This window comes from Pseudomonas sp. 5C2 (genome assembly GCF_034314155.1).
GTDB lineage: Bacteria > Pseudomonadota > Gammaproteobacteria > Pseudomonadales > Pseudomonadaceae > Aquipseudomonas.
Map to the genome: position 1 here is coordinate 2,601,971 of NZ_JAVIWH010000002.1, position 19,912 is coordinate 2,621,882.

The following is a 19,912-nucleotide window of genomic DNA, read 5'->3' on the forward strand; positions in this document are numbered from 1 at the left end:
CCCTTGTTTGAATATTCCTCGGCAACCGAGAAGGTAAAGTCTGAAAGCTAAAACGATTCTTGAATTGTTGCCAAGTATCTTTTACACAAGGTCTTTTATCAACAATTCAGCCACTTGCACAGCGTTCAACGCCGCACCCTTGCGCACATTATCAGACGTGATCCACAGATTAAGTTCCTCCGGGTCGTCGATCCCTGTACGCACTCGTCCTACATAGACGACATCCTGACCCACGGCATCACCAACCGCCGTGGGGTAATCGCCCGCTTCAATCAGTTCGATTCCCGGTGCAGCCTCCAGCACAGCATTGACTGCCGCTAGATCGACCGCGCCCGATAGCTGCAGCGAAACGCTAAAGCTATCGCCAAAAAATACAGGAGCTTGAACGCAGGTAGCGGACACCTTAAGCAATGGCATGGCAAGCAACTCGCGCAACTCTGTGACCAAACGCTTTTCCAACGGCGCATGGCCTTGGGTGTCGGGCGTACCGACCTGAGCCAGCAGGTTGAACGCCATCTGCCGATCAAAAAAGCGTGGTTCCATCGGTCGCACATTGAGCAGCTCAGCGGTTTGCCGAGCCAGCTCCGCCACCCCTTCGCGGCCCTGACTGGACACTGCAAGGCAGGCAGTGACATTGACCCGGACGACGCCGAGCAGCGCACGCAACGGCGCGATCACCACTGCCAATGCCGTCGCCGACGGGCTGGGACTGGCAATTTGATACGGCTTTCTCAGCGCGCCAAGCAGGGCCGCGTTGACTTCTGGAATAATAGTGGGCGCCTGCTCAGCCGGCAAACCGCCCGACAGATCGATCACCGTGCAACCCGCCGCTGTCGCCCGCGCTGCATAGCTGCGGGTAATGGCTGGGCCAGCGGCAAAAAAGACCAGCTGGACTTTGCTGAAATCGAATTCATCCACTTCACGCACGCGCACGTTCTTGCCCTTGAACGGCACCGAATGGCCCGCCGATTCGATGCTCGCCAACAAGTGCAGACTGGCCACCGGAAACTCGCGCTCTTCAAGAATCTGGACGAGGGTTTCGCCAACAGTGCCGGTGGCGCCGATCACGGCAATATCAAAGGACTGCTTCATGCAAAAACCTCAAGCAAAAACGGGGAGCGGCACTTTAACCGTCGAGGTACCGACAGGCAATTAACCGCAGGAACAGAGACAGGTCCAGAACTGCTGACAACCCACTTCAGGGTTCGAGTCCGATTCGAAAAAATTCGCCACCACTCCATACGCCCAACCAACGCTGGCCATCTATTTCTCGCGTTACCGCCAGATCAACCAATTGATAGAACACATTGCGGTGCATCAGCGCTTCCAGATTGACCCGCACATGGACATAAGGCGCTGGTTCCTGAGTGAGCGGGTCAATTTCTACCCGTATCGGATGCTCGGGCCCCGCCTCGGTCTGATCCTCGACATTGGTGGTGAAGCGCAAACGCTGATCTTCGCCCTGGCCTTCCACTTCAAGGCTGACTGCAACAAAAGGTGCGTCATCCACCCTGATCCGGACCTTCTCCACGGGAGTGATCAGAAAGTAGTCGTCGCCGTCACGGCGCATGATCGTGGAGAACAGGCGCACCATGGGCTTACGTCCAATGGGCGTGCCGAGGTAGTACCACGTGCCGTCACGGGCGATACGCATATCTATATCGCCGCAAAAATCGGGATTCCACAGATGAACAGGCGGCAACCCCTTCGACTTGGGAATCTGCGCGAATAGATCGTTGGCATTGCCGGGACCACTCATGCCTTTCTCCTTAGCGACTCATGCCTAACAGACTGCGAGCGTAGTCCTCCAGGGGTGGACCAAGCAAATCTTCGGGCTTGGTGTTGCGCAGTGTCAGCAATCCGCCGCGGGTGTGAATCCGTGCGGTATCGATCAAATAGCGGGTACTGGTTTCGATCAGCATCAGCTGAATCACGCCGCTGTCGACGCCCAGCCGATCCACGGCTTGCTGGTCGTGCCATTCGTCAGTGTTGCCAATCCTGTCGTCAGCTTTGGCGAAACGGGTGTACAGCAAATAATGCGCACCCGCCGCGCGCGCCTCGCTTAAGGCTGCATCCAGACCAATCGGCGCTCGGGCCCGACGAACCATAGGGAAGTATTCGACAAAGCCGTGAAAGGCTTCTTCCGCCACGACATTAGGCCGCGGATAGGCATTGCCGGGGGGAACGAATGAGCCCTGGGCAATATAGATAAAGGAGTCTGCCTGTATACGCAGATTGTTCGCGCGACTCGTGTTGCTGTGATCGAGTAAGCCCGCATCACTCAACTGATCGTGAGCGCCCTGCCCCATGTCACTGACACTCATGCAGCCACTCAACGCCAGAAGCGTCAGTAGCAAAACCAGACTACGCATCATCCACTCCCTCGTGCCGGTGACGGAAAACCGGCGAATGGGCACAAGATGCAGCTTCCGCGCCATCAAGCAGTGTATGAGCGACGATGATGGACAGTTTTACGTGGGAACGCCGGGATGCGAGAAGCTTAGCCGCCAATAATTTTCATGATCGTGGCGCCGCCGGAAAACGCGACTTCTTGCTTGTCGCCCAAGGCTCTGACCAGCAAACGCTGGAGCGCTGGCAACGCTTCGTGGCGTGGCTTATCCAACAGATCGCCTACGTAATGGCGGTTGCTGGAGGACAGGCAACCGTGCAACCAGCCCGTGGAAGAAAGGCGCAAACGTGAGCAGGTACGGCAAAACGGTACGCTTTCGTTGGCAATCACGCCGAAAAAACCAAGGTCGGGAATTTGATAGCGGACAGCTGTAGCATCGACTGGCGCGTCGGCTTGCAGGTACTCATAACGCTCGCCGATCAATGCCAGCAATTGTTGCAGACTGACAAACTGCTGCAGGAAGGCATTCGAATCGTTGGCCAGATGGCCCATGCGCATCAACTCGATAAACCGCAGCTCGTATCCGCGCTCAAGGCAGTAGTCGAGCATCGGCATCACCTGATCCAGGTTTTGCCCGCGCAGCGGCACCATATTGACTTTGATTTTGATCCCGGCGGCGCGCGCCTGATCCATGCCGTCCAGCACGCTGGCCAGATCCCCGCCACGGGCAATCTGGCGGAAGGCCACAGGATCAAGGGTATCGAGGGACACATTGAGCCGACGAATACCCCCATCGACCAGCAATGGCAGCTTGCGAGCGAGTAATTGTCCATTGGTGGTCAGGCTGATATCAGCCAGCCCCAATTGACCGACTCGCCCCATGAACGCTTCCAGCTTCGGGCTCACTAGTGGCTCGCCGCCAGTAATACGCAAACGCTCAATGCCCGCGGCTTCGATCAGATAGGCTACGCCACGCGTCATGGCATCGGCCGACAATTCATCCTGCGCAGCCACCAACCGCTTGCCGTTGGGCACACAGTAGGTACACGCATAGTTGCAGGCTGAAGTCAGGCTGATTCGCAAGTTGCGGAAACGCCTGCCTTGACGGTCAACGATCATGAGCGACTCCGGCTAAGAAATTAGGCCGGTAAAACATGACTGGACATCACGTTTCAACCAACCCCGGGGCCCAGTATATTCCCGCACCAACGATCCCTGCATTCACTACCTGACGCTATAACGGTACCGAATATATCAGCTGCCTGGCGGGGTATCGGTATCACGCTTGCGTTTGTTACCCATACGCACGCCGATGTCCATCAGGAACTGAAAAAAGCCCTCCTGATCTTCCAGCACATTGCTCCAGAACGGCGAGTGATACAGGGCCACGGCGCCATGCACCAGTGCCCAGGACGCACAGTAATGAAAATAAGGCGGCACATCTTCGAGCTTGCCTTCGCTGATCCGCCCCTTGATCAACAGGGTCAGGCGCTCGAAGTTCGACGCGCGAATCCGGTGCAACTCCTCGATCATCTCCGGCACCTGATTGCCCTTGACCACTTTTTCTTCCAGTCGATCGAACAACCGGTAGCGCTGAGGATCGCGCATGCGGAATTCGAAGTAGGCGCGGGATAAAGCTTCCTTATCCTTGTCGACGTCGGCAGAGTGGAGCAACTCGTTCAAATCGCGCTCGTAGTCGAGCATCAGGCGCAGGTAGATTTCCGCCTTGGACTTGAAGTGCTTATAGATGGTGCCTTTGCCGATACCCACGGCATCAGCGATCATCTCGACGGTGACACTGTCTTCACCTTGATCGAGGAACAGCTTTAGCGCGGTATCGAGAATTTCTTGCTCGCGGCGACGAAACTCACGGACCTTACGAGGTTCTTTTTGCATAAGAAAAGGTCTGTAGGGGTCAAAATCGAAGCCGCGTATTATGCCTAACTTGCGCCAAATTGCACGGATCATCCGACCATGTCTACGTTTCTTGATGAATTTGCACAGGCCCCGGGCCTGCGATATTTAAACCACGCTGCGGTCGCCCCCTGGCCAAAACGCGCCGCGACCGCCGTCAGCCGCTTTGCCCAGGAGAACGTTTTATTGGGCGCGAGGGACTATCCAGACTGGATGGTGGTAGAGCAACGCTTGCGTGAACGCCTGATGCGCCTACTGAACGCACCGTCGACCGATGACATCGCTCTGGTCAAAAATACCTCGGAAGCGCTGTCATTCGTTGCATTTGGACTGGACTGGAAAGCCGGCGACCAGATCGTTATCAGCGATGAAGAGTTCCCATCCAACCGCATCGTCTGGGAGGCGCTGGCGCCCCAAGGCGTCGAAGTCATCCAGGTCAGCCTCAAAAACGACGACCCTGAGGCGGCGCTGCTCGCCGCCTGCGGTGCTCGCACACGCCTGCTGTCGATCAGCGCGGTGCAATACGCTTCGGGCCTGCGCCTGGATCTGGAGCGTCTGGGCCAGGGCTGCAAACAACGCAGCGTGCTGTTCTGCATTGATGCTATCCAGCAACTGGGCGCCCTGCCCTTTGATGTTCAGGCAAACCAATGCGACTTCGCCATGGCAGACGGCCATAAGTGGTTGCTGGGCCCGGAAGGCCTGGGCGTGTTTTATTGCCGCAGCGAATTGCGACCACAACTGAAACTCAGTGAGTTCGGCTGGCACATGCTCGAGCACATGGGTGACTACAACCGCACGACATGGGAGCCCGCCCTGTCTGCGCGCCGCTTCGAATGCGGCAGCCCGAACATGCTTGGCACCATGGCATTAGAGGCCAGCCTTTCGCTGCTCGAAGACGTCGGCATGGACGCAGTGGGGAAGGCCATTGCCGAGCGCATTCTCTGGCTCGAAGACGGGTTGAGCGCCATTCCAGGTGTCCGCTTGCACACTCCAAAAAACCCTGAGAAACGCGCGGGAATCCTGAGCTTCAGCCTGGACGGTATAGCGAACGCCCACGTATTCGAGCACCTTAAACGGGAACAGGTGGTGTGCGTTCAACGTGGACCCGGCGTCAGATTTTCCCCACACTTTTATACTGAGTCGCGGGTGATCGAAGAGACATTGGCCATCGTACGCACGCTGGCGGCTCATTGAGAACTCAACAGAAGCGGATGTATTCCAAATCTGTTTAAAAAATGAGCATCTGCGACTGGACGCCCGCCAATCATGACCAATACTAAGATAGTTGACGCGACATCTCCCCCAAGTGACGCGTCAATGAAGGTGCCGATGGACCGAGCGCCTTTGTTTTACTCCTAATGGTCTTAACCCGGATTCCCCCCCCAGAGCCCGGGTTTTTTTTGCATGAAAATACCCTGCAGGGCAGCGCTCGAGAAAAGAGTGCCTAGCGCTTCACGTGCGCCAGAGGGAACAGCCGCCTAAAGTTTTCAGTGGTCTGCTCGGCAAAACGCTCGTAGGACTCACCACGCAACATCGCCAGAAACTCTGCCACTTCCCGCACATATTGCGGAAGGTTGGGTTTGCCTCGATAAGGAATCGGTGCCAGGTAAGGTGAGTCGGTCTCCACCAGTAATCGATCGACGGGCACCTGACGTGCCACGTCTCGCAGAGCATCGGCATTACGGAAGGTGACGATCCCGGACAACGAGATATAAAACCCCAGGTCCAGCGCCGCCCTGGCCATCTCCCAATCCTCGGTAAAGCAGTGCAGTACGCCAGCGTGCGGCAACGCAGCTTCTCGCAACAGGTTCAAGGTGTCGGCGCGAGCGCCACGAGTGTGCACAATAACCGGCTTGCCCGTGATGCTGGCCGCCTGCAGGTGCAGACGAAACGATTGTTGCTGAAGCTCGGCAGCCTCAGGCTCATAGTGGTAATCCAGTCCCGTCTCGCCAATGGCCACCACCCGCGGGTGATTCAGCTCATCCAGCAGCCAGTCCAGTGCCGGTGCCTCGCCCGGCTGCAGGTCCAGCGGATGAATACCCACCGAACAATCCACGTCGTCATAACGCTCAGCCAAGGCTTTGACCGCACCGGCATTCTCGGCGCTGACACCGATGCACAGAAAATGCCCGACGCCCCGCGCCCGTGCAGCGTCAAGGGCTGCATCGAGCGAACCTGCATGCACAGCGAGATCGAGACGGTCGAGGTGGCAATGGGAATCTACAAGCATGGCAGGATGGCAACTACATGGTATGGGTTGGACGGTCGGATTTCAGGGCTCCGGCCAGGTACGTTTCAATCTTGTTCCGGGCCGTGTTGTCGCCATCATTGAACTGGACGCCAACTCCCGCCGCCCGATTACCCTGAGCGCCCTTGGGCGTTATCCAGGCAACCTTGCCCGTCACCGGGATTTTTTCCGGCTCGTCCATCAGGTTGAGCAGCATGAACACCTCGTCACCCAGCTTGTAGCTTTTGCTGGTAGGGATGAACAGCCCGCCATTTTTGATGAATGGCATATAAGCGGCGTACAACACGGATTTGTCCTTGATCGTCAGGGACAAAATGCCGTTCCGTGGGCCTGGACTCAGCGGCAAGTTCATTGCAACTCCTGGGGACATGATCCGAATAATAGGGTCTGTTGACGTTTGTTGGCGAACCGCGTTGCGATGCCAACGTGTGCGAGGCAAGGCGCGGGATGCCGCTAATGGTTGTTCCCTTGGCAAATCCCGCAACGCAGCCTCGCGCACGTTGGCGCGCAACCCGAAGGGACGGGGCCCATTTGGCGCAGGGCTGCGTTGCTCGGAACTTATTTGGAACAACCAAACCGCGTTCCTCGCGCCTCGCCCTGCGCCAAATGGGCCTCCGTCGCGGTCGTCACCAAACGTCAACAGACCCTAGAGTCTAACCTTGTCCGAGCAAGCCTGCCCACTGCACCAACAACGCTTCGAGCAACAACACCCGGTTAAGATTGGCTTTGGACATGACTTTCTGACGCTGGGCCAGCACCCAGTCCTGAATCCCGAGGACCTTGCCCTGAGTGGATTTCTGCGCCAGGTATTGCAGCACCTTACGCATATCCCCCAAGCCTAGCCCCGCTTCATCCTGGGTCAGCTGATAGCGCAGAATCAGATGCGACCAGTCGCAGAACCAGTCGAACAGCAACAACAGCGGAATATCTTTCCAGCCTTCAGCCAGCTGAGTGGGTGATTGCTGGTGTTTAAGCAGTTTTTTCACACCGTCCACCACCAGCGCCCGCTGCTCCCGTACGCCCTGAGCCTGCAGGCTGACTGCCGCCAAGGGCGAACCGGCGGCCAGCGCCAGCAGTTCGACACGCTCATCCTCCGCGCAATCGGGCAACGCGCTGGCCAGCCAGTCCAGGCTCATCGCCTCACTGGGCAGCGGACAGGCCTGTTGCACGCAACGGCTTTTGACCGTCGGCAACAAACGGCTCGGCTGATGACTGACCAGCAACAGCACGGTATTGCCGGAAGGTTCTTCGAGACTTTTGAGCAATGCGTTAGCGGCGTTGACGTTCATCGACTCGGCAGGCTCGATCAACACCACTTTGCGACCGCCCATTTGCGCGGTCTGCACGACGAAGCTGACCAGATCGCGAACCTGATCGACCTTGATTGCTTTGTCCGCCTCTTCCGGCTCCAGCACGTAATTATCCGGGTGACTGCCCGCGACCAGTAGCAGGCAGGACTTGCACTGACCACACGCGTCCAGTCCTTCAGGGCGCCGACACAACAAGCGAGCCATGAGGCGCTCCGCCAGTGCGCGCTTGCCGATGCCCGCAGGCCCATGAAGCAAGTAAGCGTGCGCGTGCTGGCTACGCCCGGCCAGTTGCTGCCAAAGACTTTCTTGCCACGGGTAGGCCTCAGCCACGTTGAAGCTCCAGCAACTCGGGCAGCAAGCCATCAAGTGACTGCTGAACCTCCGACAGCGACAACGCTGCGTTAACCAGACGGTAGCGCTCAGGACTGGCGGCCGCACGTTTCAGATAGGTACTGCGCACGGCATCGAAGAACGTCCGACCTTCCTGCTCGAAACGGTCGAGCCGCCCACGGGCCGTCGCACGCGCCAGACCCACTTCCACCGGCAAGTCGAACACCAGGGTCAGATCGGGACGCAGATCACCCTGAACAAAATGCTCCAGGACGGCGATTCGCTCATGGGACAAGCCACGGCCACCCCCTTGGTAAGCGTAGGTTGCATCTGTAAACCGATCACACAGCACCACTGCCCCGCGAGCCAGTGCCGGACGAATGACTTCAGCCAGATGCTGGGCTCTGGCAGCGAATACCAACAACAGCTCGGTATCGGCGTTCATCGGTTCATCGCTCGGCGCTAACAACAGCTCGCGAATCCGCTCAGCCAAAGGCGTGCCGCCCGGCTCCCGGGTCAGCACAACATGGACACCATGGGCGCGCAGGCGCTCGGCCAGGTATTCGCGGTTGGTGCTTTTACCAGCGCCTTCCGGACCTTCCAGGGTAATAAACAAGCCAGTCACAGGCAGTCCTTAATCAAATTCATTGCGGGCTCTGCTCGCTTTTGTCATCTGGCGTGGCAGTGGGTGCGGGAGTCGGAGCCGGTACGACCTCTGGCTCCGACGTTGGCATGGAGCCCGGAGCGGGAACAGGCGCCGGACTGGAACGATAGTCCGCACGTCGTTTGAGCTGAAACTCGCGAACCGCGTTGTTATGGGCGTCCAGATCAGCAGAAAACACATGACTGCCGTCACCGCGAGCAACGAAATACAAGCTGCTGCCAGGCACTGGATTAAGCGCGGCATGGATGGCTTCGCGTCCCACCAACGAGATCGGGGTCGGCGGCAAACCAGCGATGACATAAGTGTTATAGGGCGTTGGCTCTTTCAGGGAAGCACGGGTCAACTTGCCGTTGTAACGCTCACCGAGGCCGTAGATCACGGTAGGATCGGTCTGCAACAACATCCCAATCTGCAGGCGCCGGACAAAAACGCCGGCGATTTGCGCACGCTCCTGAGGCACGCCGGTTTCTTTTTCGACCAGCGAGGCCATGATCAACGCATGATACGGGTCGACATAAGGCACGTCAGCCGCACGCTTGGTCCACTCCTCCGCCAGGACTTCATCCAGGCGGTTGTACGCCTGCTTGAGCAAGTCGACGTCGCTCATGCCGCGTACGTAACGGTAGGTGTCAGGGAAGAAACGACCTTCAGGGAATACATCGGCGTGGCCCAGCCTGGCCATCAACTCCGTGTCGCTCAACCCGGCCAGGTTCTGCTCAAGCTTGAGCTGCTTGGCCAAGGCCGCACGGACCTGACGGAAATTCCAGCCTTCAACCAGTGTCAGGCTGTATTGCACCACCTCGCCACGATGCCACAACCCCAGTAGCGCCTTGGCATTCATTGCGGGTGTCATGCGGTATTCGCCGCTGTGGAACGATTGATCCGACAGATTAAAACGCCAGTAAAGACGCAACCAGAAGGCGTCCTTGATCACCCCGTCGGCCTGCAAACGATTAAGCACGCCAGTGGGCGTGGAGCCTGCGGGGACGTCGAGTAACTGTTCCTGAGTCAGGTTCAAGGGCTGCTTCAGCGCTGCATCCTGTTGCCAGACAGACAGGCCCAGCAGTAACCCTGCCAGGACCAGACAACCTTCGAACAACACCAATAATTTACGAATCACCGATCAAACATCCAGAAGCGCGCGAGCAATGCCCTGCAGTTTACGGGTGAGCGGGCCAACCGGCCAGTTCAGCCGTGCAACCCCTCGCACGGGCCACACACCGTAGACACTGTTGCTCAGAAAAACCTCGTCCGCCTGCTCCAGATCGAGCCACTGGATGTCGCGTTCTTCAGTGCCAATGCCCAGCGTCCGGGCTTGAGCCAGCAGTTCTGCGCGCATCACACCGGCCACGCCGCAACGGCTCAGGTCGGCGGTCAGCAGCACACCCTCCTTGATCAGAAAGACATTGCTGTACACACCATCGATTATCCGCCCGGAGGTATCGCACATCAGCCCTTCGGCGTATGCGCTGTCCTGCCACTCGCTACGCGCGAGCACCTGCTCCAGCCGATTCAGATGCTTGAGCCCGGCCAACAGGGGTTGTTCAGATAAACGAGTAAGGCATTCAAACAGGCAGATACCCTGCTCGGCATGAGCCGCCGGATAGGCTGGCGCCGCGCCGCCCTGAAGGATGCGCCGTGGCTCGGCCATGGGTGCGGGTGCGTAGCCACGCAAGCTGTCGCCACGGGTGAGAATCAACTTCATCACGCCCTCGCCCAACTGCGCAGCAAACGCCAGCAATTCGCTGCGGATCAATGATTGATCCGCAGCAATCGCCAATCGACTGCAACCTGTCGCCAGGCGCTGCAGGTGACGTTCGAACAGCAAGGGTCGCCCGGCCTTGACGGCAATGGTTTCAAACAAACCATCGCCGTAAGCCAGACCCCGATCCGTCACGGGCAGGGTCTCAGCTGGACGACCATTGATCCAGCTCGGCATCAATCAGCGTACCGACGGAACACCAGCGAGCCATTGGTGCCGCCAAACCCGAAGGAGTTGGAGAGCACGACATCGATAGGCATGCTTCGAGCCTCGTGCGGGACAAAGTCCAGATCGCAGCCTTCGCCCGGCTCATCAAGGTTGATCGTCGGCGGCGCAACCTGGCCGTTGATCGCCAGAATACTGAAGATCGCTTCGACCGCCCCTGCGGCACCGAGCAAGTGGCCGGTCATCGATTTGGTCGACGTGATGGCCAGCTTGTAGGCATGGTCGCCAAAGACAGTCTTGATCGCCGATGCTTCGGCCAAATCGCCCGCCAGGGTCGATGTGCCGTGAGCGTTGATATGCTGCACTTCATCGACATTGATCCTGGCGTCACGCAGCGCGTTGGCAATGCAACGTGCAGCGCCGGCACCGTCTTCGGGTGGCGAGGTCATGTGATAAGCGTCGCCACTCATGCCAAAGCCGATCAGCTCGGCATAGATGGTCGCGCCACGCGCCTTGGCGTGTTCCAGCTCTTCAAGCACCAAGGCTCCAGCGCCATCGGACAAGACGAAACCATCACGGCCTTTGTCCCACGGACGGCTTGCCCGTGCAGGGTCGTCATTGCGGGTAGACAGCGCCCGCGACGCACCAAAGCCACCCATGCCCAGACCACAGGCAGCCATTTCCGCGCCCCCGGCGATCATCACGTCAGCTTCACCGTAGGCGATGTTGCGTGCGGCCATACCAATGCAATGGGTGCCGGTGGTGCACGCCGTTGCGATGGCGTAGTTAGGCCCCTGTGCACCCAGATGGATCGACAGGAAGCCAGAGATCATGTTGATAATCGAGCCCGGTACAAAAAACGGAGAAATCCGCCCCGGCCCTTGCTCATGCAAAGAACGACTGTTGTTCTCGATATTGGTCAAGCCACCGATGCCCGCACCCATGGCAACGCCAATGCGCTCACGGTTAGCGTCGGTCACTTCAAGCCCGGAGTTGCGCACGGCTTGAAAGCTCGCGGCCAAACCGTACTGAATGAAAAGGTCGAGACGCCGTGCCTCTTTGGGCGCCAGATATTCCTCAACGTTGAAGCCTTTTACCGAGCCGCCAAAACGGGTGGTAAAGGCCGAAAGGTCCGTGTGTTCGATCAGACCAATGCCACTGCGACCAGCCAGAATGCCCTGCCAGGAACTCGGAACGTCCGTGCCCAATGGCGACAACATACCCATACCGGTGACTACGACGCGTCTACGCGACACAGCACTCTCCTTTAATCTATTGACGACTCTTTACATCACTTCTAAAGAAAAAACCGCACGCCGTGATGGCAGTGCGGTTTTTCCCGACAGCAAGCGACGACTACAAACCATTACGCCTGGTGGGCAGTAACGTAGTCGATAGCTGCTTGAACGGTAGTGATTTTTTCGGCTTCTTCGTCAGGAATTTCGGTCTCGAATTCCTCTTCCAGAGCCATCACCAGCTCCACGGTATCAAGGGAGTCAGCGCCCAGGTCTTCAACGAAAGAAGCAGCATTTGTCACTTCCTCTGCCTTGACGCCAAGTTGCTCCATAACGATTTTCTTGACGCGCTCTTCGATGGTGCTCATACCTTGTTTTAACTCCTAGTGGACAAATTCAGGCAGCTGGCCGGTGGGTAAGTGTATCGAAGAGGTTTTACGCATTTCAAGCTCAATGCTCATCCTCTGTAACCACACCCGCCTTCCGCCTATTAATAGATTGCAGCTTTATAACGGATTTTAGACCGCCCGTATGACATTTTTTTGAAGCGATCCGTCACATTCAACTCATGTACATGCCGCCATTCACCGGGATTGTAGCCCCGGTAACGTAGGCCGCACCTTCAGATGCAAGAAAAGCGACCACGTGTGCGATCTCTTGCGCCTGCCCCAAACGTCCCAAAGGAATCTGGGTAATCAATGCGTCACGTTGCGCTTCTGGCAGCTCGCGAGTCATATCAGTATCGATAAAACCAGGCGCAACCGCGTTCACGGTGACCGCACGCGAACCGACTTCACGGGCCAGGGCCCGGCTGAAACCTTCCAGACCAGCTTTCGCAGCCGCATAGTTTACTTGGCCTGCGTTGCCCATGGCACCCACTACCGAACCAATACTGATAATTCGACCCCAACGAGCCTTGGTCATGCCACGCAAAACACCCTTGGACAGCCGAAATAGACTGTTCAGGTTGGTGTCGACAACGTCATGCCATTCGTCATCTTTCATTCGCATCATCAGGTTGTCACGGGTGATACCGGCGTTGTTGACCAGAATCAACGGGGCGCCAACGCGCTCCTGAATCAATGCCAGTGTCGCACTGACCGACGCATCGCTGCAGACATCGAGCGCCAGCCCGAAGCCTTCAATGCCGTTTTCCTTGAAGGTCGCACTGATACGCTCGGCGCCGGACTCGGACGTTGCCGTCCCGACCACGGTCGCACCGTTACGTCCCAACTCAAGAGCAATGGCTTGGCCAATACCGCGGCTCGCACCGGTGACCAGTGCAACTTTACCTTGCAGGTTCATGCAAGCTTCTCCTAATCAGGCCAATGCCGCACGGGTGGCGGCGAAGGCGTCTGGGGTATTGAGGTTGTAGGTTGTCACACCTTCGGCGCAGCGCTTATTCAAACCCGCCAACACTTTTCCCGGCCCGCACTCGACCAACCGGGTCGCGCCATGGGCTGCCAGGAACTGGATAGATTCGACCCAACGCACAGGTTTGTACAATTGTTCTAACAGATCGCGCTTGAGGGTATCGAGGTCGGCCACCGATGACGCGCTGACATTCTGTACCAGCTTGATCTGCGGTGTCTGCCAGGCAATCGCCGCGATGGATTCGGCGAAGCGCTCAGCGGCCGGACGCATCAATTCGCAATGCGACGGCACACTCACAGGCAGTGGCAATGCACGCTTGGCGCCACGGGCCTTGCAGGCCTCAATGGCACGTTCGACAGCGGCGGCAGAACCGGCGATCACGACCTGGCCCGGCGAATTGAAATTCACCGCGCTGACGACATCGCCCTGGGCAGCCTCGGCGCACGCCGCCAGCACATCGGCATCGTCCAGCCCCAGAATGGCAGCCATACCGCCCTGGCCCGCAGGCACAGCCTGTTGCATCAACTGACCCCGACGCTCCACCAACTTGACCGCATCGCTCAAGGTCAGGCTGCCTGCCGCTACCAGCGCGCTGTATTCACCCAGACTGTGCCCGGCGACATACGCAGGGCGCAAAGCGCTTTCAGACAACCACAGGCGCCACAGCGCCACAGAGGCTGTCAGGATCGCAGGCTGGGTTTTATCGGTTTGATTGAGTTGTTCTTCCGGCCCTTGCTGGGTCAGCGCCCAGAGGTCGTAACCCAAGGCTTCGGAAGCTTCACTGAAGGTCTCGAGGATCAGTTTGTGCTGAGCGCCCTGCTCGGCGAGCATGCCGAGGGACTGCGATCCTTGACCCGGAAAGACGAATGCGAGGGATGCAGACATTGATCAAGCCCCTAATGATTTGTCGTCGAAAATTGACGCCCGGCCAGGCCAGGCGCGAAACTCAAAATTAACTGTCCGTGAATGGACAGTTGGATGACTGACCAGTCACCAGCGTCACATTTGCGCAACTCGCGCCCGGAGACAGCCTAAAGCAGCCCCTCAAGACGCCCACCCAAGCGTTGCGGGAGGTTTTCCTGTATTTCGATCAGCGCTCGTTGAATCGCGCTCTGGAAGCCTTGCACGCCTGCGGCGCCGTGGCTTTTCACGACAATGCCCTGCAAACCCAAAAAACTCGCGCCATTATGCCGTGCAGGCGCCAGGTCGGCCCGCAAACGCTTGAGCATGGGCAACGCTAAAGCACCCACCACCCTTGTAAATACATTCTGCTGGAACAGCGATTCGATCCGTGCGCCGATCATTGTCGCCAGCCCCTCGCTTGACTTGAGCAGGATATTACCGACAAAACCGTCGCACACCACAACATCAGCCTCGCCACGGTACACCCCATCACCTTCGACGAAGCCGATGTAGTTCAAACCCGGCGCAGCCTGAAGCAGAGTAGCCGCCAATTTGACCTGCTGATTACCCTTGATGTCTTCGGTGCCAATATTGAGCAACGCCACCCGAGGCCGGGGAACGCCCAAGGCCTCAGCCGCGACAGCACCCATGACGGCGAACTGATAGAGGTTTTCGGCACTGCAATCGACATTTGCTCCCAGGTCCAGCAACTGGCAATAACCACGCTGAGTCGGGATGGCTGCGATCATCGCGGGTCGATCAATGCCTGGCAAAGTCTTGAGCACAAAGCGTGACAGCGCCATCAGCGCCCCGGTATTACCCGCACTCACACAAGCCTGAACCTGGCCCTCGGCCAACAACCCCAACGCCACCCGCATCGACGAATCAGGCTTACTGCGCAAAGCCTGCGAAGGCCGCTCATCCATGGCGATCACTTCGCTGGCGTTTACAACACGCAGACGTGAGCGATCCACACCGGAATGGCGAGCAATCAATTCTTCAAGAAGGGGGGCTTGACCGACGAGGGTCAGGTGCAGCGAGGGCGTAGCGAACAAACAAGCGATACTGGCCTGCACAATGCTGCGGGGACCGAAGTCCCCACCCATTGCGTCAATCGCGATGATCGGAGCGGACAAGAAATTACTCGTCAGCGCCCTTGTCGATCACTTTGCGACCACGATAAACACCTTCCGGCGATACGTGGTGACGCAGGTGAATTTCACCTGTGGTTTTTTCTACAGACAGAGTGCTTGCCACAAGAGCGTCGTGCGAACGACGCATGTCACGGGCAGAGCGGGATTTTTTGTTCTGCTGAACAGCCATAATTGATTAACTCCTAAACGTTTGGGTCACGCTTTAACTGCGCCAATACACTGAACGGGTTGGACCGCGTTACCTCGTCCACGCTCGGCTCGGACTCGTTAAGGTCCGCCGGCTGCTGGCATTCTTCCGGATGATGAGCAGGCACAATGGGCAAGGCGAGCAACAGCTCCTCCTCGATCAATGCCAGCAGATCCAATGGATCTTCGCCCAGTTCCAGCACGTCATAACCTTTCGGTAACGACTGGGTATTCGCACCCTCTTTCACCACAGCGTAACTGCATTCGCTGTGGATCGGCAGGGTGACCAGCTCAAGACAACGCTGGCAAACCATTTTGACCTCGGCGTCGATGGAACTGTGGATGACCACAGATCTGCGCTCGTCTCGCTCAAAAATGAATTTAGCCTGCACCGTACCGAGGTTATCGGAAAGCGGGTCGCAGAGTCTCTCCAAATCAGCCAGCAGTACTTCTCCCTGAAGAGTAGTGCCACGATCAGCTAATTTGCGCGGGTCAACGTGAGGTGGAATCGGGTCATTCAACATAGGCGCAGCATTCTAGGGACGAGCCCTCCCTCTGTCAAAGGAAATTCAGGCCTTTCAATCTGTTGAAACTACTGCACTCGGCAATGCTGCGTTGAGAGCAGGCTCGAAATGCTCATTTACAGCCCGTAAACTCCGCATTCTCGCCTGCTCTCGCCTTGCCTTGCCTTCGCTCGCTACGTTTCAGCAGACTGAAAGCTCAATATTGAGTGCTGACTAGAATGACCTTTCACCTTTCGGAGAACAGCATGCCACCCCTGCTACTCGCATCGAGCTCGCCCTACCGCCGTGAATTACTGGCTCGCCTGCGCCTGCCGTTCACCTGCTGCTCACCTGATATCGATGAAAGCCGCCGACCTGAAGAGCCCGCGATCGAACTGGTTCAGCGCCTGGCTCGAGAAAAGGCGCTGGCGCTTGCCGACAGCCACCCAGACCACCTGATCATAGGCTCGGATCAGGTCGCGGTCCTCAACGGCCAGATTCTAGGCAAACCCCACACGTTCGAACGCGCCCTGGAGCAGCTGTCAGCAGCCCGCGGCGCCAGCGTGACGTTTCTGACCGGCCTGGCACTGCTCAACAGCCGTACAGGCCACTGCCAGGTCGATTGCGTGCCGTTCACCGTCCATATGCGCGATCTGGATCAGGCCAGCCTTGAGCGCTATCTGCGCGCCGAGCAGCCCTACGATTGCGCAGGAAGCTTCAAGGCCGAAGGGTTGGGTGTAAGCCTGTTTCGCAGCACCGAAGGCAGCGACGCTACCAGCCTGATCGGCCTGCCCTTGATTCGCCTGATCGACATGCTACTGATGGAAGGGATCGCGATTCCTTAATCGTTGAAATGAAGAAGCCCGACCAATGGCCGGGCTTCTTTGCACGTACCGCTGATTTCGTTAACGCAACGACGGCCCCTGGAAGCCCATCCACATCGCTATCTGGTTAGCCATGCTGACACCCAGCTTCTTGGAGAAGCGATCAAACGATGACTCTTCGATGGTGTAATCGACTATTTCCTTCTCACCGATGATCTCACGCGCCACATAGCTGGCACTGCCGAGACCATCAACCAGGCCTAGCTGTTGCGCCTGCTCACCGGTCCACACCAACCCGGAGAACAACTCGGGATGGTCCTTGTCCTTCAGGCGATCACCGCGACCCTGCTTGACGCTGGCGATGAACTGGCGATGAGTGGTGTCCAGCACGCCTTGCCAGAATTGAGTTTCATCAGCCTTCTGTGGCTGGAACGGATCAAGGAACGCCTTGTGCTCGCCCGACGTGTAGGTACGACGATCAACGCCCAGCTTGTCCATGATCCCGACGAAACCGAAGCCGGCCGCCGTTACCCCAATGGAACCCACGAGACTCGCCTTGTCGGCATAGATCTGGTCGGCGGCACTGGCAATGTAATAAGCACCCGAAGCGCCGAGATCGGTGATGACCGCATAAACCTTGATATCCGGCTTCTCGGCGCGCAGCCGACGTATTTCGTCATAGATGTAGCCGGACTGTACCGGGCTGCCGCCTGGACTGTTGATACGCAGGATCACGCCCTTGGTCTTCGAATCCTCGAATGCCGTACGCAGACTGCCAACGATGTTATCGGCGCTGGCCGTTTCCTTGTCCGCGATCATCCCCCGCACTTCAATCAACGCAGTATGGTTCTTCCCGCGAGAAACACCTTTTTCGACATCCATCAGCGGCGTAAACAACATCAACGCACCAATGAGATAAGCGAATGTCAGCAGCTTGAAGAAAATGCCCCAGCGTCGTGAGCGGCGCTGCTCTTGCACACCGGCCAACAAGGTCTTTTCCAGCAGTTTCCAGCTTTTGTCGTCGGAACTACCGCCCTCGACTTCAGCCTTGCTGCCTTTCCATTCGTCCGACATGTTCAATCACCCTAAAAAATCAGCGCGCGCCCAACCAGGCGTGCAACTCTGGAAAACTCTCGATAGCCAGACGCGGCTCGAATTCGCGCAGCGATGCCAGTGTTTGCGCACCGTAACCCACCGCCACCGAATCCATGCCAGCGTTACGCGCCATCAATAAATCAAACGATGAATCGCCGATCATCAGCGCTTCCTCGGGTGCGACATCGCAGTGCCGAAGGATCTCGTGCAGCATCAAAGGGTCCGGCTTGCTCGCGGTCTCATCGGCGGCACGCGTGATCTCGAAGTAATCCTCCCAACCATGCGCGCTCAGCACCCGGTCCAGGCCACGGCGCGACTTCCCCGTGGCAACTGCAAGCTGATACCCCTGAACACGAAACGCCTCGAGCGACTGCACGACACCCGCGAACAACGGCGAAGGCTCGGCCTCCAGCGCGATATAACTTTGCGCATAGTGATCACGAAAAGCTGTCATCAGGCTCGGAGAAATTTCGGGGTACAACGTGCGAATCGCTTCAGGCAAACCCAGACCAATGATGCCCTTGATCGAAAAATCATCGCGCGCGGCCAGATCACTAAGATGCGCCGCAGTACGCATTGCCTCGACGATACGACCAATGGAATCGGCCAGCGTGCCGTCCCAATCGAAAATCAGCAATTTATAATCAGGGCGCACTCAAACGCTCCACGGTTTTGGCCCACATGTCATCGACTGGCGCTTGCAGCTTCAGCTCACCACCGTCGGGCAACGGCACGGTCAGCATGTAGGCGTGCAAGAACAGGCGCTTGCCGCCCAGATCACGAATTTCACGACTGAAGTCTTCATCGCCGTATTTGGTGTCGCCTGCGATGCAATGTCCGGCGTGCAAGGTGTGGACACGAATCTGGTGCGTACGCCCGGTGACGGGTTTAGCCTCGATCATGGTGGCAAAATCACCGAAGCGACGCAGCACCTTGAAAATCGTCAGCGCCTCCTTGCCCTCATCGTTGACCTCGACCATGCGCTCGCCGGACCGCAGGTTACTCTTGAGCAATGGTGCGTTTACGCGCTTCTGAGCCGTCTCCCAGTGGCCACGGACCAAGGCCATATAACGTTTATCAACACCATCACCGCGCAATGCTTCATGCAGATGACGGAGCATGCTGCGTTTTTTTGCAATCATCAGCAGGCCAGACGTGTCCCGATCGAGCCGATGGACCAGCTCCAGCTCCTTGGCGTCCGGACGCATCTGACGAAAGGCTTCGATCACCCCGTAATTCAGACCGCTACCGCCATGCACAGCGATGCCGGCAGGCTTGTTCAGCACGATCAGCGCCTTGTCTTCGTAGACAATGGCCGCCTCCAGGCGCTGTAACAGCCCCTGAGCCACAGGCACGGGTTCGTCACGCTCAGGCAGGCGCAAAGGCGGGACGCGAATGATGTCGCCACCTTTCAGCTTGTACTCAGGTTTGATCCGACCTTTGTTCACCCGCACTTCGCCTTTGCGCAAAATGCGATAAATCAAGGTCTTGGGAACGCCCTTGAGATAGGTGAATAGAAAGTTATCGATGCGTTGACCGGCAAGTTCCGGCGCAACCTCAACCAGCTGGACGCCGGAGGTTGGGGGGGCAATATTCGTCATGCGGCAAATCATAACAATTTTTATGGATTTGAAGCACTTAATGATTACTGTTATAGTCGCGAACGTCGCCAAAAGCGGCCTGGCCAGCGGACAAACGGTATAACCACCGGCCCTGACCATCGCAATTACAAGGACGCAAGGCCGTCCGACGGGGCTTTCGCTGGATAACGGAAGGTCTGGAAACGTAACGAGCGCAGGTGACATGAGGCCTGAAACAAGCCAGATCGCAGAGTTATCACTCGCCTTCGGAGCCCATATTCACGGCCAGTTCACAAAGTGCAGTCGTTTGCAGAC

General features: G+C 57.7%; 23 protein-coding genes. 2 read left to right on the forward strand and 21 right to left on the reverse strand.

Translation table 11 applies throughout. The annotated features are described in order from the left end of the window. Positions 1-81: 81 nt before the first annotated feature. From RGU44_RS12675 to RGU44_RS12695, 5 genes are all read right to left on the reverse strand, one after another. Positions 82-1,092 (reverse strand): aspartate-semialdehyde dehydrogenase, encoded by a 1,011-nt coding sequence (locus RGU44_RS12675; RefSeq protein ID WP_322180801.1) that lies wholly within the window; start codon positions 1,090-1,092, stop codon positions 82-84. Positions 1,093-1,198: 106 nt separating this feature from the next. Next, a complete protein-coding gene (locus RGU44_RS12680) occupies positions 1,199-1,759 on the reverse strand; it encodes a DUF1285 domain-containing protein (RefSeq protein ID WP_322180803.1) in 561 nt (186 codons plus the stop codon). 10 nt (positions 1,760-1,769) lie between these two features. Beyond that, on the reverse strand, positions 1,770-2,372 hold the full coding sequence (locus tag RGU44_RS12685; RefSeq protein WP_322180805.1) for a DUF4823 domain-containing protein: 603 nt from the start codon (positions 2,370-2,372) through the stop codon (positions 1,770-1,772). A 128-nt stretch (positions 2,373-2,500) separates the two neighbouring features. Further along, entirely contained in the window at positions 2,501-3,469 is a 969-nt protein-coding gene (locus tag RGU44_RS12690; RefSeq protein WP_322217390.1) for a GTP 3',8-cyclase MoaA, read from the reverse strand. Between the two features lie 135 nt (positions 3,470-3,604). Next, positions 3,605-4,246, reverse strand: a complete 642-nt coding sequence (locus RGU44_RS12695; RefSeq protein WP_322180809.1) for a TetR/AcrR family transcriptional regulator — start codon at positions 4,244-4,246, stop codon at positions 3,605-3,607. Between the two features lie 78 nt (positions 4,247-4,324). Between RGU44_RS12695 and RGU44_RS12700 the strand changes: the two genes are divergently transcribed. Beyond that, positions 4,325-5,458, forward strand: a complete 1,134-nt coding sequence (locus tag RGU44_RS12700) for an aminotransferase class V-fold PLP-dependent enzyme (protein WP_322180812.1) — start codon at positions 4,325-4,327, stop codon at positions 5,456-5,458. Between the two features lie 250 nt (positions 5,459-5,708). Here the strand turns inward: RGU44_RS12700 and RGU44_RS12705 are convergent, their stop codons facing one another. The 13 genes from RGU44_RS12705 to RGU44_RS12765 form a co-directional block, all read right to left on the reverse strand. Beyond that, complete coding sequence (locus RGU44_RS12705) at positions 5,709-6,494, reverse strand: TatD family hydrolase (RefSeq protein ID WP_322180814.1); 786 nt, start codon at positions 6,492-6,494, stop codon at positions 5,709-5,711. Positions 6,495-6,507: 13 nt separating this feature from the next. Beyond that, complete coding sequence (locus RGU44_RS12710; RefSeq protein ID WP_322180816.1) at positions 6,508-6,864, reverse strand: PilZ domain-containing protein; 357 nt, start codon at positions 6,862-6,864, stop codon at positions 6,508-6,510. A 301-nt stretch (positions 6,865-7,165) separates the two neighbouring features. After that, positions 7,166-8,152: a DNA polymerase III subunit delta' gene (locus RGU44_RS12715; RefSeq protein ID WP_322217392.1), complete on the reverse strand. Its 987-nt coding sequence runs from the start codon at positions 8,150-8,152 to the stop codon at positions 7,166-7,168. Next, positions 8,145-8,777 carry a dTMP kinase gene (gene tmk, locus RGU44_RS12720; RefSeq protein WP_322180820.1) on the reverse strand — a complete coding sequence of 211 codons (633 nt, stop codon included), beginning with the start codon at positions 8,775-8,777 and terminating at the stop codon, positions 8,145-8,147. The genes RGU44_RS12715 and tmk overlap by 8 nt, the downstream gene beginning before the upstream one ends. Before the next feature lie 19 nt (positions 8,778-8,796). Continuing rightward, on the reverse strand, positions 8,797-9,936 hold the full coding sequence (gene mltG / locus RGU44_RS12725) for an endolytic transglycosylase MltG (RefSeq protein ID WP_322217395.1): 1,140 nt from the start codon (positions 9,934-9,936) through the stop codon (positions 8,797-8,799). Positions 9,937-9,939: 3 nt separating this feature from the next. Then, positions 9,940-10,755, reverse strand: coding sequence for an aminodeoxychorismate lyase (gene pabC, locus RGU44_RS12730; protein ID WP_322217397.1), 816 nt, complete (start codon positions 10,753-10,755; stop codon positions 9,940-9,942). Then, the gene (gene fabF, locus RGU44_RS12735) at positions 10,755-11,999 is read right to left on the reverse strand and encodes a beta-ketoacyl-ACP synthase II (RefSeq protein ID WP_322180826.1); all 1,245 of its coding nucleotides are present in this window, start codon (positions 11,997-11,999) and stop codon (positions 10,755-10,757) included. The genes pabC and fabF overlap by 1 nt, the downstream gene beginning before the upstream one ends. A 110-nt stretch (positions 12,000-12,109) precedes the next feature. Further along, positions 12,110-12,346: an acyl carrier protein gene (acpP, locus tag RGU44_RS12740; RefSeq protein ID WP_219061625.1), complete on the reverse strand. Its 237-nt coding sequence runs from the start codon at positions 12,344-12,346 to the stop codon at positions 12,110-12,112. Between the two features lie 193 nt (positions 12,347-12,539). Beyond that, positions 12,540-13,283 carry a 3-oxoacyl-ACP reductase FabG gene (gene fabG / locus RGU44_RS12745; RefSeq protein ID WP_322180829.1) on the reverse strand — a complete coding sequence of 248 codons (744 nt, stop codon included), beginning with the start codon at positions 13,281-13,283 and terminating at the stop codon, positions 12,540-12,542. Positions 13,284-13,298: 15 nt separating this feature from the next. Then, positions 13,299-14,237, reverse strand: a complete 939-nt coding sequence (gene fabD / locus RGU44_RS12750) for an ACP S-malonyltransferase (protein ID WP_322180831.1) — start codon at positions 14,235-14,237, stop codon at positions 13,299-13,301. A 146-nt stretch (positions 14,238-14,383) separates the two neighbouring features. Beyond that, on the reverse strand, positions 14,384-15,391 hold the full coding sequence (plsX, locus tag RGU44_RS12755) for a phosphate acyltransferase PlsX (RefSeq protein ID WP_322180833.1): 1,008 nt from the start codon (positions 15,389-15,391) through the stop codon (positions 14,384-14,386). A gap of 4 nt (positions 15,392-15,395) precedes the next feature. Beyond that, positions 15,396-15,578 carry a 50S ribosomal protein L32 gene (gene rpmF, locus RGU44_RS12760; RefSeq protein WP_219061629.1) on the reverse strand — a complete coding sequence of 61 codons (183 nt, stop codon included), beginning with the start codon at positions 15,576-15,578 and terminating at the stop codon, positions 15,396-15,398. Positions 15,579-15,591: 13 nt separating this feature from the next. Next, entirely contained in the window at positions 15,592-16,119 is a 528-nt protein-coding gene (locus RGU44_RS12765; RefSeq protein WP_219061630.1) for a YceD family protein, read from the reverse strand. A 245-nt stretch (positions 16,120-16,364) separates the two neighbouring features. Between RGU44_RS12765 and RGU44_RS12770 the strand changes: the two genes are divergently transcribed. Beyond that, a complete protein-coding gene (locus RGU44_RS12770; RefSeq protein WP_322180836.1) occupies positions 16,365-16,943 on the forward strand; it encodes a nucleoside triphosphate pyrophosphatase in 579 nt (192 codons plus the stop codon). A gap of 60 nt (positions 16,944-17,003) precedes the next feature. Here RGU44_RS12770 and sppA read toward each other — a convergent pair whose 3' ends face one another. The 3 genes from sppA to rluC are packed head-to-tail and all read right to left on the reverse strand — an operon-like array spanning position 17,004 to position 19,618. Then, positions 17,004-17,996, reverse strand: coding sequence for a signal peptide peptidase SppA (sppA, locus tag RGU44_RS12775; RefSeq protein WP_322180838.1), 993 nt, complete (start codon positions 17,994-17,996; stop codon positions 17,004-17,006). A 19-nt stretch (positions 17,997-18,015) separates the two neighbouring features. Further along, a complete protein-coding gene (locus RGU44_RS12780) occupies positions 18,016-18,672 on the reverse strand; it encodes an HAD-IA family hydrolase (protein WP_322180840.1) in 657 nt (218 codons plus the stop codon). After that, positions 18,662-19,618 (reverse strand): 23S rRNA pseudouridine(955/2504/2580) synthase RluC, encoded by a 957-nt coding sequence (gene rluC / locus RGU44_RS12785; RefSeq protein ID WP_322217399.1) that lies wholly within the window; start codon positions 19,616-19,618, stop codon positions 18,662-18,664. The genes RGU44_RS12780 and rluC overlap by 11 nt, the downstream gene beginning before the upstream one ends. Positions 19,619-19,912: the final 294 nt, after the last annotated feature.